The sequence below is a fragment of the Promicromonospora sp. NFX87 genome, from assembly GCF_048564965.1.
In the GTDB taxonomy this organism is placed as follows: domain Bacteria; phylum Actinomycetota; class Actinomycetes; order Actinomycetales; family Cellulomonadaceae; genus Promicromonospora.
On sequence record NZ_CP183413.1, the window covers coordinates 5,206,662 to 5,219,985 of the forward strand.

The following is a 13,324-nucleotide window of genomic DNA, read 5'->3' on the forward strand; positions in this document are numbered from 1 at the left end:
GCCGCCGTAGTCACTCGCCGCGGATGAGCGCCTCCAGCTCCGTCTCGTCGAGCAGGCGCTCCGGCCGGACCGTCGTGTCCGAGCCGACGTAGTAGAACGCGGCGCTCACCTGCTCCAGCGGCAGCCCCGTCCAGCGTGACCACGCCAGGCGGTACACCGCGAGCTGCACCTCGCGGGCGCTTCGCGCCGCGGCGTCGAGCGGCTCGCGGCCGGTCTTCCAGTCCACGACCACCACTGCGTCCGATCCTGTGCCCGGTCCGGCTGCCGGGTCCCGGAAGACGGCGTCCATGCGGCAGCGCAGCATGACGCCGGCCACCGGCGTCTCGACGTCGACCTCCACGGCGACAGGCGTGCGAGCCGACCACTCCGAGCCGAGGAACGTGTCGCGCAGCTTGTCGAGGTCGGTGTCCTCCGGGAGGTCGTCGTCCTCGGCGCTGGGCAGGTCGTCGACGTCGAGCAGCGTGGCCGACGTGAAGAACTGCTCCACCCACTCGTGGAACCGGGTACCCCGGCGGGCGTGCACCGTCGGCTGCACCGGCACCGGGCGGCGGAGCTGGAGGGCGAACGCCTCGCGGTCCGCGGCGAGCCGTACCAGCCCGGACGCCGAGACATGTGCCGGGAAGGCGATCTCCTGGTCGGCGTGCCGGTCCCGCTCGGCGAGGAGCATGCGGGCGAGATCGACCAGGTCATGGCCTGCGGCGTCGGTGACGGCGCCCCGCGGCGCGGTGAGCGCATCGGTGGGCAGGCGCATGGCGGCCAGTGCGACGAGGCGCTCCTCCGCGGCCTCGTCCACGAGCTCGGCGGTCGCGCGCAGCACGCCCCGGGCGGTCAGCAGCTGGCCTCCGGCCGTGTCCGGCGCCGTCCCGGCCTGGTCCTGTCCTCCGTCCGGAGCGGGCCAGACCGCCGTCAGCTCCTCGGCGTTGCGTGGGTTCTCGGCGTCCGGGGCCGGCATGGGGGCCCACAGGTCGGTGTTGACCAGACCCGCGTCCGCCAGCTCCGCGAGGAACGGGGAGACGCCGCGCGGGCGGCTCGCCGAACCCCACCACGAGGCAGTGAGGAAGAGCTCGCGCCGGGCGCGCGTGAACGCCACGTACGCCAGCCGGCGTTCCTCGGCGAGGCGGTGCTCGCCGCACTCGTACTTGAACTCGTCGCGCAGCGCGATGAGGTCCTTGGTGTCGGAGGCGCGCTCCCAGCCGAAGTCCGGCAGGTCGTCCGCGTCGCCCCGCAGGTGGTAGGGCAGCTCGCCCAGGTCGGACAGCCAGCCCGACGACGACTCGCCCGAGCGCGAGCCCCTGTCCCAGGTCGGGAAGGCGCCGTCGGCCAGGCCGGCCACGGCCACCGCGTCCCACTCCAGCCCCTTGGCGGCGTGCGCGGTGATCATCTGGACGGCGTCCGGGTCGGGCTCGTGCACAGGCATGTCGAGGCCGCGCTCCTTCTCCCCCGCCACACCGAGCCAGGCGAGGAACGCGCCGAGCGTCGCCGTGTCCGACGACTGCGCGAACGACGCGGCCACGTCCCGGAACGCGTCGAGATGCTCGCGGCCACGATCGCTCACCGCTCCACCGACGCCTGCGCTCGTCAGGGCGGCCGCGGTGGCCGCCTCGACGTCGAGGCCGAGCGCGCGCTCGGCCTGGACCACGAGCTCGGGCAGCGACAGGTACGTGAGGCCGCGCAGGTCCCGCAGCAGCCGGGCCAGCGCGGTCAGCCGCAGGTGAGCGTCCTGGGACAGCACCCGGCCGTCACGAGCCGGCTTCCCGGCCGGCGGCAGGTCGTCGAGCGCGTCGACTATCGAACGGTGGTCCGAGACGTCGCCCTCGACGACACGGGGGTCGTCGTCCACGGCGTCGTCAGAACCGTCCACGCCGTCCACCCGGGCCGCGGACGCCGCGGCCGTGCGCGGGTCGTCCATCCGCGCCAGGTCCGCCGCCCAGGAACCCAGCGCATGGAGGTCGGCGGCTCCGAGGTTGAGGCGCGGACCAGTCAGGAGGCGCATCAGCGAGTCACCGCGGGACGGGTCGTGCGCGGCCTGGAGCAGCGCGACGACGTCGACCACCTCGGGCGTGGACAGCAGGCCACCGAGGCCGACCACCTCCACCGGGAGGCCGCGGCGGCGCAGCGCCACCTCGAGGGTGGGGAACTGTGCCCGGGCCCGGCAGAGAACGGCGGCGGTCGACCGCCCGTCCGGGTGGGCGCCGGAGCGCCAGCGTGCGGCCACCCACTCGGCGACCGCCTCTGCCTCCTCCTCCAGCGTGGCCGCCACGTGCGCCGACACCACTCCCTCGCCCGCCCCAGGCCGCAGGTCGAGCGGGGGCACCTCGACGTTCGTGCCGGCCCCGGTCCGCGAGCGCAGCGGGCCCGACACGATGTTCGCGGCGGTGAGCACCGCGGCGTCGTTGCGCCAGGACGTGGACAGGTAGTGCACGGCGGCGGGGACGCCGTCGTCACGCTGGAAGCGGCCCGGGAAGCGGGCGAGGCCCGCCGCGGAGGCACCACGCCATCCGTAGATGGACTGGTGCGGGTCGCCGACGGCGGTCACGGGGTGGCCGCCGCCGAACAGGCCGGACAGCAGCTCGACCTGGGCGTAGGACGTGTCCTGGTACTCGTCGAGGAGCACCACCTCGAACCGGGCGCGCTCGGCGGCGCCCACGAGCGGCACCTCGCGGGCGAGCTGGGCGGCGAAGGCGACCTGGTCGCCGAAGTCGAGCGCCTCGGCGATGCGCTTGCGGCGGCGGTACTCGACGACGAGGTCCACGAACCGAGCCCGTTCGGCGACCGAGCTGATGAGCTTGTCGACGTCCTTGGTGCGCTTCTTCTGCTTCGGTCCGAGCGGGATGGACTCGAGGTGTTCCGCCATCTCGGTCAGGCGGTCGCGGGCGTCGGCGGGGTCGACGAGGTGCTCGCCCAGCGCGCTGGACAGGGCCACGACGGCGCCGGTGACGGTGCTGACCGCCTTGTCGGTGCCGAGGTCCTCGTCCCAGGACTCGACCACCTGGGAGGCGAGCTGCCACTGCTCGGCCTGGCCGAGCAGGCGGGCGCTCGGCTCGACGCCGAGGCGCAGACCGTGGTCGGCGACCAGCGAGGCGGCGTAGGCGTTGTAGGTGGCGACGGTGGGCCGGTCGAGGTCCAGGCCGGCGAGCGCCTCGCCCGACTCCTCGCCGAGCGCCCGGTTGAGCTGCGCCAGCCGCGTCTGGACGCGCTGGGTGAGCTCGCCCGCGGCCTTGCGCGTGAACGTCAGTCCGAGCACCTGCTCGGGCTGGACCAGCTTGTTGGCGATGAGCCACACGACGCGCGCGGCCATGGTCTCGGTCTTGCCGGAGCCCGCGCCCGCGACGACGAGCGCCGGTTCCAGGGGCGACTCGATGACCCGGACCTGCTCGTCGGTGGGCTCGTGGCGGCCGAGCAGTCGGGCGATCGCGCGCGCGGACAACCGGATCTCCGGCTCGTGCCTGGTCACTCGACCACCTTCCGTCCCTCGGGCTGCAGCGGGCAGGAACGCCGCACCGGACACACCTCGCACAGGTCGTTGTTCTTCGCCGCGAACTTCGCCGCGGCCATCGTGTCGGCGGCCCCCTCGACGGTGTCGCGCGCCCAGCTGTTGCCGTCCTCGTCCGGGACGAGGGCGGGCTGGTTCCGCACGCTCGCCGACACGGTCTCGGTGCCGACGTAGACGAGGCTCGCGCCCTTGCTGACGGTGCCCTCGGGCAGGTCGAGCGCGCCCTCCTCCACCGCGAGCTGGTAGGCGCCGAGCTGCGGGTTCTCCGCCGCCTTGTCCTTGCTGGCCGCGGACTTGCCGGTCTTGAGGTCGGCCACCGTCACGGCACCCTCGCCCGCGTCCTCGACGCGGTCGACCTGGCCGCGCAGCCGGGCGCGCCCCACCTGCAGGTCGAAGTCGGCCTCCACGAGGATCGGTTCGCCCGAGTCGGCGAGGTAGTCCGCGAGCCGCTCCACCATGCGCTCGGCCCGTTTGCGGAGCTGCAGCGACGGCCAGCCCTCGGGCAGCGCGAGCTCCGGCCAGCGCCGGTCCAGCTCCTTCTTGAGCTCGGTGAGCGAACCCTTCGGATAGCTCTGCGCTATCGAGTGCAGCAGCGTGCCGAGGGTCTGGTGCGTGGCGTCCGGCTTGGTGCCGCCCGCCGCCTCGAGCGCCCAGCGCAGGGCGCACGTGGTCACCGTCTCGACCTTCGACGGCGACACCTTCACGGTGTCCTGCGCGCCCCACAGCGGAACCTCGCTCGACACCCCGGCGACGCCGTACCAGGTGCTCGGGTCCGCCTCGGCGACGCCCGCGGCCGAGAGGTCGGCGAGGAGGGTGGCAGCGGGCTGGGTGCCCGGCACCGAGAGCGCGGCCGCACGCACCAGCTCCGACCGGGCGGCGGCCACCACGCCGCGCAGGTCGAGCGGCGGGCCGACCGGCACGCGCCGGGGGTCCGGCCCGTCGCCGCCGTCGTTCCGTGGCGACACGAGGTCGCAGAACACGCTGGGTGCTTCCTCCGTGTCCTCCACGGCGGTGACCAGGAGACGCCGTCGGGCGCGGGAGACCGCTACCGCGAAGGCGCGCAGCTCGTCCGTGAGGACCTGGCGCCGAGCCTCCGCGCCGACCACCCGGCCGTCCTCCGAGCGGCCGGCAATGAGCTCGACGAGCGCCTGCGAGCCGAGCAGGGAGTCGCGCAGCCGCAGGTCGGGCCAGACGCCGTCCTGCACGCCGGCCACGACGACCACGTCCCACTCGCGCCCGGCGGCCCCCGGCGGCGTGAGCGCCTCCACGGCACCGGCGCCCTGTGCCGACGCCGCCAGCGAGTCGGCCGGAAGGTCCTGCGATGCGAGGTAGTCGACGAACGCGGCGACCGGCGCGCCCGGCATCCGGTCCACGAAGGTCTCCGCCGCGCGGAACAGCGCGAGCACGGAGTCGAGGTCGCGGTCGGCCCGCAGTCCCGCCGGACCACCGGCGAGGGCGTAGGCACTCCACCGCTCGGCCAGACCGGTCGCCGCCCAGACGGCCCAGAGCACCGTCTGCGCCGTGGCGCCCGGCTCCCCCGCGGCCTCGCGCCCGGCGGCCAGCACCCGTGCCACGGCGAGCGGCCCGCGCCGCACCTGCGTGGGCAGCAGGGCCGCACGCGCCGGGTCCGCCAGGACCTCGACCAGCAGGGTGTCCGACGTGCGGCCCCCGCCCGCCGACAGCTCCTCCGACCGCAGCGCACGTCGCAGCCTGCGCAGCGCCACGGCGTCGAGCCCGCCGATCGGCGAGACGAGCAGGTGTGCGGCCGTCTCGGGGTCCAGGACCGGCTCGTTCCCGTCGAGCTCCTCGGCGATCAGGGCCTCGAGGCTCCCGCGCGGCGCGCCTGCGCACGTCTTCACGGCCGCCAGCAGCGGCGCCACGGCGGGCTCGTCCCGCAGCGGGAGGTCCGACCCGAGCAGCGCGACCGGCACCGACGCCGAGACCAGCTCGCGCCGCAGTGCCGCCAGCCGCGTACCGCTGCGGGCGATCACCGCCATCCGTTCCCAGGGCGTGCCGCGCAGCAGGTGCTCGGCCCGCAGCTCACGGGCGATCCAGGCAGCCTCCTGTGCCGCACCCGGGAGCACCGCCACCTGGACGGACGACACGGGTCCGGCGGGTGGCTCCGAGGTGGTGGGCGCATACGCCGTCGCACGGCGGTGCATGGCACTTGCCGACACCGGGATCCGGTTCGTCACCGCGCGGGTGACCGCACGCAGCTCGGGCAGCTGCCGCCACACCGTCCCGAGCACCATCGTCTCGGCGTCGAACGCGCCGAACGCGCGACCGGGGCCGGCCGGCGCGGCGGCACGGCCCGTGAGCCCCGGCGCGGCACCACGGAACGTCTGGACCGCGGAGTCCGGGTCGGACAGCAGGACCAGCCGTGCGCCGTCGTCGTGCAGCACCCGCAGGAGCCGGACCGTCGCCGCCGTCGCCTCCTGGTAGTCGTCGACCACCACCAGGTCCCAGGTGGGCCGGGCCATGCCCGGCACCTCGTCCTCCCAGGAACGCAGCGACTCGGCGGCCTCGTCGATGACCACGGCGGGGTCGTAGCGCGGCCCGGCGTCGGGCGTGCCGAGGCGCAGCGCCATCGTGTCGAGGTACTCCTCGTAGATCTGTGCCGCCATCACCCACTCGGGGCGGCCGTTCGCACGCCCCATCTCGTCCAGCTCGACCGGGCCGAGCCCTCGCTCGGCGGCCCGCATGAGCAGGTCACGCAGCTCCTGGCGCAGTCCACGCAGGCCGAGCGACTCCTCGGGCAGACCGGCGGGCAGCGCCAGCGGCCGCCCTTCTCCCGCCACGTGGCCGGCGAGCAGCTCGGCGAGCACCAGGTCCTGCTCCGGGCCCGAGACCAGGGTCGGTGTCGGCTGCTCGAGCGCGGCGGCGCGCTTGTGCAGCACCGCGAACGCGGCTGACGACGCCGTGCGAACCATCGGCGCGCCGACCGTGCGCCCGGCCCGGGCCGCTACCTCGTCGCGCAGACGCGCCGCGGCCCGCCGGGAGGACGCGAGGACCAGCACACGCTCGGGCTGCACGCCGGAGTCCAGCGCCCGCACGGCGACTTCGCAGGTGACGGTCGTCTTGCCCGACCCGGGCGCCCCGAGGACCAGCGTCGCCCGGTTGCTCAGCGCAGCCTCGACGGCTGCCGTCTGGGTGTCGTCGAGCGGCACACCGCCCTCGACCAGCACAGGTCCTGCCGCGTCGGGACGGTGCCCGGGCGGCGTCAGCCGAGGTGCGAGAGCGGGGGTTGGTGTCACACGAACGATCGAACCACGAGCCACTGACACTCCCCGACGCCCCGCGCTGGGACGTCGGCAATGCCCGTTTCATCCCGTGGGAGGATGTTCAGTCCTCGTCCGGTACCGGCGCGTCGGGAACAGGCCAGGGCTCGGGGATGCAGCCGCTGGTGGTGGTGGTCTGCTGCACCATCACCGTCGCGCGCTCGCCCTCACCGGCGCACAGGTCGTGGTGGTAACCGATCACGTGACCCACCTCGTGGTTCACGAGGTACTGCCGGTAGCGCTCCGTGCTCTCCCACGCCTGGGAGCCGTTCGCCCAGCGCTTGAAGTTGAGCACCGCGGTCTCCTCGATGCCGCACGAGAGCTCGCCTATCGTGTCCAGCGGGAGGCAGAGCCGGTCGGTCGTCCCGGGGCTGGCGAGCACCACGCGTGCGTCGTAGTCGTCGGAGTCGGTCCAGGCAAAGGTGGATCCGTCGGCGGCGTTCCAGCCGCGCGGGTCGTTCAGGGTGGCCAGCACCGACTCGGCGAAGACCTCCGGATCCACCGGCAGCCCCTTCTCGACGGCGATCTGGACGCGCCAGACCTTCCCTTCCGCCGGCGCGCGACGAGACCCGGCGGCCACGACAAGGCTGCCGGACAGCTCCTCTTCCACCGCGACGCTCGTACCGAGCAGGCCGGAACCCGGCTCCGGCGTCGGCCCGCCGGCGGCGCGGAGGCTCGGGGCAGGCGACGGCGGCGCCGACTTCTCGGCGGACGGCGCTCCCGCCGAGGCCACGGCCTGGGGTTCGGTCGGCTCGGGGGCCGGCGGCTCGGGCAGCACCTCCGCGGCGGTGCCCACACCCGGCCCGGTCCCCGAGGCCGCGACACCCGCCTCGGCGGCATCCGGCGACGACGCCGTCGCGGGCGGCGACGACCGTTCACCCGACCTGGTCGCCTCGTACGCGTTCCGCACCGCGGCGGCCGCCTCGGCGCCCAGGCTGTCCTCGACGGCCCCGGCGACGACCGCCGCGGACGCGTCCGGCTCCATGCTCATGGTGACGGCGATGCCTCCGCCCAGCCCCGCCGCCAGGCAGAGGCTGAGCGCGACCGCCGCCCGCCGAGGGTCCTGCGCGGCACGGCGGCGCACCTTCCGCGCCACGGAACGGCCGGCGGCCACGCCCTCCGTCAGGAGCCCTGCGGGCGCGCCTCCACGGGCGTGCCGGCCGGCGCGCCGTGCGGAGGACTGTCTGCTCACGCCGACCATGGTGCCACGCACACGCCCGCGCGCCCATGCCCTTGTCCACAGGAATGCGGGACCGGCGCCGACGTCCGGGGCATGGTGCCGTGTCTCCTGTCGGCTCACGGCGAAACCGAGGGCAGACGGCGCCGACGCGTGACTAGGATCGACAAGCCGGGTCCCCGGATCACCGGGCACACGGCGCAATCCCCGACCGAACTGGAGTAAAAGTGGACGTCACCATCGGTGTGCAGAACCTGCCTCGCGAGGTCGTGGTCGAGACGGATGCGAACGCGGACGCCGTCGCGACTGCCGTCAAGAAGGCCCTGGCCGGTGGCACCCTCGAGCTCACCGACTCGCGCGGCCGCCTCGTGATCGTCCCCGGTGCCGCGATCGGCTACGTCGAGATCGGTTCCGAGGAGCAGCGCAAGGTCGGCTTCGGCGCGGTCTGAGCACGTCGCACCCCACGCCATGTGGCGGACGGCACACCCGCATGTGCCGCCCGCCACGTGGCGTTCATTACTAACTGGGCTGTTCACCGTGTTTCGCTAACCACTCGGAAACATCGTGCGCGTACCATGAATCCCGTACATCGGTTGCCCGGTCGTCACGTTCCGACCCCCGAGCCTGTGCTTCGGCCTCCCAGAGGCCGCCCCGACAGGACGCGCAGCCTGGGTCCATCCCGGCGCGCGATGATTTTCACGATCGGCTGCCGCACGAAGGCGCGATCGCCGGGCCATGAGGGCCCACCGCGCCGCGAGAGATGAAGGCGCCAGTGACTACCACAGACACCCCGGCCGCAGACGCGGTCATCGAGACAAGTCCCGAGCCGGCCACCGGTTCGGGCCCCGACTACTCCAGCCCGTCCGCCATCCAGGCGCAGAACGTGACGTTCGCGGACTTCGGCGTCCGCCCCGAGATCGTCGACGCGCTCAAGGACGCGGGCATCACCCACCCGTTCCCCATCCAGGCGATGACGCTTCCCGTCGCGATGAGCGGGCACGACATCATCGGCCAGGCCAAGACCGGTACCGGCAAGACGCTCGGCTTCGGCGTGCCGCTGCTGCACCGCGTCGTCGCCCCCGGCGAGCCCGGCTACGACCAGCTCGTCGCCCCCGGCAAGCCGCAGGCGGTCGTCGTCGTCCCCACGCGCGAGCTCGCGGTGCAGGTGGCGAACGACCTGAGCGCGGCGTCCTCGCGGCGCAGCGTGCGGATCGTGCAGGTCTACGGCGGCCGCGCCTACGAGCCGCAGATCGAGGCCATGAAGACCGGCGTCGACGTCGTGGTCGGCACGCCGGGCCGCATGATCGACCTGCTGAACCAGGGCCACCTCAACCTGCTCCGTGCGGCGACCGTCGTACTCGACGAGGCCGACGAGATGCTCGACCTCGGGTTCCTGCCCGACGTCGAGAAGATCCTTGCCCGCACCCCCGCGCAGCGGCACACCATGCTGTTCAGCGCGACGATGCCGGGTGCGGTGGTCTCCATGGCCCGCCGCTACATGAAGCAGCCCACGCACATCCGGGCCGCCGAGCCGGACGACCAGGGCGCGACGGTCAAGAACATCAAGCAGGTCGTGTACCGGGCCCACGCCCTGGACAAGATCGAGGTGCTCGCCCGCCTGCTCCAGTCCGAGGGTCGTGGCCGCAGCATCGTGTTCGCACGCACCAAGCGCACCGCCGCCAAGGTCGCGGACGAGCTGCAGACGCGCGGCTTCGCGGCCGGCGCGATCCACGGCGACCTGGGCCAGGGCGCACGCGAGCAGGCGCTGCGCGCGTTCCGCAACGGCAAGATCGACGTGCTCGTCGCGACCGACGTCGCCGCCCGCGGCATCGACGTCGACGACGTCACGCACGTGGTCAACTACCAGTGCCCCGAGGACGAGCGCATCTACCTGCACCGGGTGGGCCGCACGGGCCGCGCGGGCAACACGGGTACCGCCGTCACCTTCGTGGACTGGGACGACGTGCCGCGCTGGTCGCTCATCGACAAGGCGCTCGAGATCGGGTACCCCGAGCCGGTCGAGACGTACTCCACGTCGCCGCACCTGTTCGCCGACCTGAACATCCCCGAGGGCACCAAGGGCCGCCTGCCGCGGTCCGCGCAGCACCTCGCGGGGCTGGACGCCGAGGACGTCGAGGACCTGGGCGAGACGGGCAAGCGCAACAGCGGCTCGCGCTCCGGCGGCTCGCGTTCCGGCGCGCCTCGTTCGGGGGCACCGCGGTCCGGCGGATCCCGCTCGGGCGGGCGGCAGGGCGGCTCGCACGGTGAGCCTCGCGCCACCTCGCGGCCCGACGGCGGCGCCGCGACCAGCAGCGCACCGACGAGCAGCGCGTCGACAAGCAGTGCCGTGACCAGCGGCGACAGCCCGGCGTCGGGCGAGCACCCGACGTCGGGCGACGAGGACGGCGGCCAGCGCCGCCGCCGGAGCCGCAACCGCCGTCGTACGCGTGGCGGTCAGACGGAGAGCTGACCCCAACGATCCGCGAAGTAGAGCGCCTGTCCGAGTCTCCCGGCTTCACCCTGGAGATCTCGGACAGGCGCTCTACTTCGCGGATCGCGTAGGTTGCTACCCGTGCAGATCGAGTTCACCGCTCCCCTGTGGCAGTGGCAGGTACGTACCGACTCCTGGTGGTTCGTGACCCTGCCGCCCGACGAGTCCGACGAGCTGGCCGACCTCCCGCTGCCGCCGCGCGGGTTCGGCTCCATCCGGGTGCGGGTGACCGTGGGGAAGACCACCTGGACCACCTCCGTCTTCCCGAGCGACAAGGACGGCGGCTACGTGCTGCCCATGAAGAAGAAGGTGCGGGAGGCGGAGAGCCTCGTCCCGGAGAAGCCGGTCTCGGTGACCCTGGAGACCATCGACATCTGACGTGTCAGACCGTGCGGACGAACTCGATGACGCCGTTCGCGATCATCTGGGTCGCGATCGCCGCGAGCAGCACGCCGGCGATGCGGGTCACCAGCGTCACGCCGGAGTCCTTGAGCACCCTGTGCACCAGACCGGCGAACCGCATGGCCGCCCACGTGCAGACGCACACCGCGACGATGCCGATGCCGATCGACGCGTAGTGCCCGACGGCGGACTCGCCGGCGCTCACGCCCTGCTGCACGAACACCATGGTGGCCACGATCGTGCCGGGGCCGGCGAGCAGCGGGGTCGCGAGCGGCACCAGGGCCACGTTCTTGGCGGCCCCGCCGGCGTCCGTCCCGCCGGCATCCATCTTGCCCATGAGCAGCTCCAGCGCGACCAGGAGCAGGAGCAGCCCGCCCGACGCCTGGAGCGCCGCGAGCGAGATCCCCATGTGCTCCAGCAGCAGCTGGCCGAACACCGCGAACACCACGATCACGCCGAAGGCCACGAAGATCGCGGTGCGCGCCGCGCGCTTGCGGTCGTGCGCGGTCATCCGCGAGGTCAGCGCGAGGAAGACCGGCACGGTGCCCGGCGGGTCCATGATCACGAAGAGCGTCACGAAGACCTCGGTGAAGAGCGCTACGTCGAACCAGCTCACCGGAGCACCTCGAGAGTGCCCTGCTCCACGATCGCCTCGAGGACCTCGGGCACTGTCGTGTTCTCGCCGATGAGGTTGCGCTTGCCCGACCCGTGAAAGTCGCTCGATCCCGTGACCAGCAGGTCCAGGGACTCGGCGATCTCGCGCAGACGGCGGCGCGTGTCCGGGGTGTGGTCGCGGTGGTCCACCTCGAGCCCCGCGAGCCCCGCCGCGGCGAGCTCCTCGATGGTCGAGTCGGGGACCACGCGGCCGCGCGCGTCGGCGCCGGGGTGCGCGAAGACCGGCACCCCGCCGGCTGCCCGGACCGCCTTCACGGTGGCTACTGCGTCGGGCGCGTAGTGGCCCACGTAGTAGCGGGTGCCGGTGCGCAGCATCGTGGCGAACGCCTCGTCCCGGTCGCGCACGACGCCGGCCGCCACCAGCGCGTCCGCGATGTGCGGACGGCCGATGGTCGTGCCGGGCTTCGTCTGGGCGAGCAGGTCGTCCCACGTGATCGGGTAGTCCTCGCCGAGCAGGGCCACCATGCGCCGGGCGCGGGACGTGCGGTCGTCGCGCGTCCGCTCCGTCTCGGCCACCAGGTCGGGGTGCGTCGGGTCGTACAGGTACGCGAGCAGGTGCACACCGGTGCCCCAGCCGGTGGTGCGGGCGATCGCCGAGATCTCGGCGCCGCGCACCAGACCTATCTGGAAGCGCCCGGCCGACTCGGCGGCCTCGGCCCAGCCCGAGGTCGTGTCGTGGTCGGTGATGGCGAGCGTCTTGATACCGGCGAGTGCGGCGACCTCGACCAGACGCGCTGGCGAGTCGGTGCCGTCTGACGCGGTGGAGTGCGTATGGAGGTCGATCACTCCACAAGGGTAGAGAGCCAAGGGCCCGTCAGGCGTCGCGAGGGGCGTGAGGTGCGGCACCCCCGGCGTCGTCGCCCCTATTGGCGGAGAAGCATCAGGCCCACACAGACCGTTCACCGACCGTTCCGCCGTCGTACGCCGCCTGCCCCAGCCGATCCCGCATCATCGAAGGGATGACGAGCAGCAACCAGACCCCGCAGGACGCTCCGACGAGCGTCGTCTTCGTCCACGGCATGCGCAGCTCCGGCGCCATCTGGGAGAACCAGGTGCGGCACGTGCGCGACGCCGGCCACGCGGCCGTCGCCGTCGACCTGCCGGCGCACGGCGCGCGGCGCCACGAACGGTTCACCATGGACGGCGCCTTCGAGGCGCTGGACGACGCCGTCGCGAGCCTCCCCTCCGGTCCGATCGCGCTGGTCGGGCTGTCCCTGGGCGGCTACACCTCCCTCGCCTGGGCCGCTCGGCCGGGAGCCGCGGACCGCCTGGTGGGCATCCTCGCGGCGGGCTGTACCTCGGACCCGAAGGGCAAGCCCGTGCGGCTCTACCGGGACGTCGCCCGGGGCGTCGCGAACGCCGCCTACCTCGGACGCCGGCTGACCGGCCGGGTGGTGCACCCGAGCGTGCACCGTCCGCGCCTCTCCGTACCCACCGTGCGCCTCCCGTTCCGCCCGCTGCGGAGCGCCCCCGGCGGCTCCGACCTGCGACAGGTCGAGATCGCCCCGCAGCAGACCGCCGAGATGTACCGGCCCACCTGGGACGTCGTGACCGATGCGCTGACCCACCTCGCGGGGCGCTCCTCGCTCGCCAACGTGCGCGCCGCGCGGATCCCGCTCTGGTTCGTCAACGGTGCCCGCGACGCCATGCGCATCGAGGAGCAGCGCCACCTCGCCGCGGCCCACGACGGGTCGCTCGTGGTCATCCCCGGCGCCGGGCACGACGTGAACATGGAGGCCCCCTCGGCCTTCAACCGGGTGCTCACCAGGGCGCTTGCGGACTTCAACCGGCGTGCGTGAAACACTGGG

Annotated in this window: 9 protein-coding genes; 4 read left to right on the forward strand and 5 right to left on the reverse strand. The window is 73.6% G+C overall.

Annotated features, from left to right (window positions below):
- Positions 1–10: 10 nt before the first annotated feature.
- From ACNYC2_RS23405 to ACNYC2_RS23415, 3 genes are all read right to left on the reverse strand, one after another.
- The gene (locus ACNYC2_RS23405) at positions 11–3,454 is read right to left on the reverse strand and encodes a UvrD-helicase domain-containing protein (RefSeq protein ID WP_419704084.1); all 3,444 of its coding nucleotides are present in this window, start codon (positions 3,452–3,454) and stop codon (positions 11–13) included.
- The gene (locus ACNYC2_RS23410) at positions 3,451–6,747 is read right to left on the reverse strand and encodes an ATP-dependent helicase (RefSeq protein ID WP_419704085.1); all 3,297 of its coding nucleotides are present in this window, start codon (positions 6,745–6,747) and stop codon (positions 3,451–3,453) included. The genes ACNYC2_RS23405 and ACNYC2_RS23410 overlap by 4 nt, the downstream gene beginning before the upstream one ends.
- 88 nt (positions 6,748–6,835) lie before the next feature.
- Positions 6,836–7,963, reverse strand: coding sequence for a DUF3152 domain-containing protein (locus ACNYC2_RS23415; protein WP_419704086.1), 1,128 nt, complete (start codon positions 7,961–7,963; stop codon positions 6,836–6,838).
- 212 nt (positions 7,964–8,175) lie between these two features.
- Here ACNYC2_RS23415 and ACNYC2_RS23420 point away from each other — a divergent pair, with 212 nt between their 5' ends.
- The 3 genes from ACNYC2_RS23420 (at position 8,176) to ACNYC2_RS23430 (ending at position 10,817) form a co-directional block, all read left to right on the forward strand.
- Positions 8,176–8,397, forward strand: a complete 222-nt coding sequence (locus tag ACNYC2_RS23420; protein ID WP_419704087.1) for a DUF3107 domain-containing protein — start codon at positions 8,176–8,178, stop codon at positions 8,395–8,397.
- A 311-nt stretch (positions 8,398–8,708) separates the two neighbouring features.
- A complete protein-coding gene (locus ACNYC2_RS23425; protein ID WP_419704088.1) occupies positions 8,709–10,418 on the forward strand; it encodes a DEAD/DEAH box helicase in 1,710 nt (569 codons plus the stop codon).
- Positions 10,419–10,520: 102 nt separating this feature from the next.
- The gene (locus ACNYC2_RS23430) at positions 10,521–10,817 is read left to right on the forward strand and encodes a DUF1905 domain-containing protein (protein ID WP_419704089.1); all 297 of its coding nucleotides are present in this window, start codon (positions 10,521–10,523) and stop codon (positions 10,815–10,817) included.
- A 4-nt stretch (positions 10,818–10,821) separates the two neighbouring features.
- Here ACNYC2_RS23430 and ACNYC2_RS23435 read toward each other — a convergent pair whose 3' ends face one another.
- Both ACNYC2_RS23435 and ACNYC2_RS23440 read right to left on the reverse strand, forming a co-directional pair.
- Positions 10,822–11,457 carry a MarC family protein gene (locus ACNYC2_RS23435; protein WP_377139046.1) on the reverse strand — a complete coding sequence of 212 codons (636 nt, stop codon included), beginning with the start codon at positions 11,455–11,457 and terminating at the stop codon, positions 10,822–10,824.
- Positions 11,454–12,302, reverse strand: coding sequence for a PHP domain-containing protein (locus ACNYC2_RS23440; protein WP_419704090.1), 849 nt, complete (start codon positions 12,300–12,302; stop codon positions 11,454–11,456). Before ACNYC2_RS23440 ends, ACNYC2_RS23435 begins: the two co-directional genes overlap by 4 nt.
- Positions 12,303–12,475: 173 nt before the next feature.
- Here ACNYC2_RS23440 and ACNYC2_RS23445 point away from each other — a divergent pair, with 173 nt between their 5' ends.
- Complete coding sequence (locus ACNYC2_RS23445) at positions 12,476–13,315, forward strand: alpha/beta fold hydrolase (protein WP_419704091.1); 840 nt, start codon at positions 12,476–12,478, stop codon at positions 13,313–13,315.
- Positions 13,316–13,324: the final 9 nt, after the last annotated feature.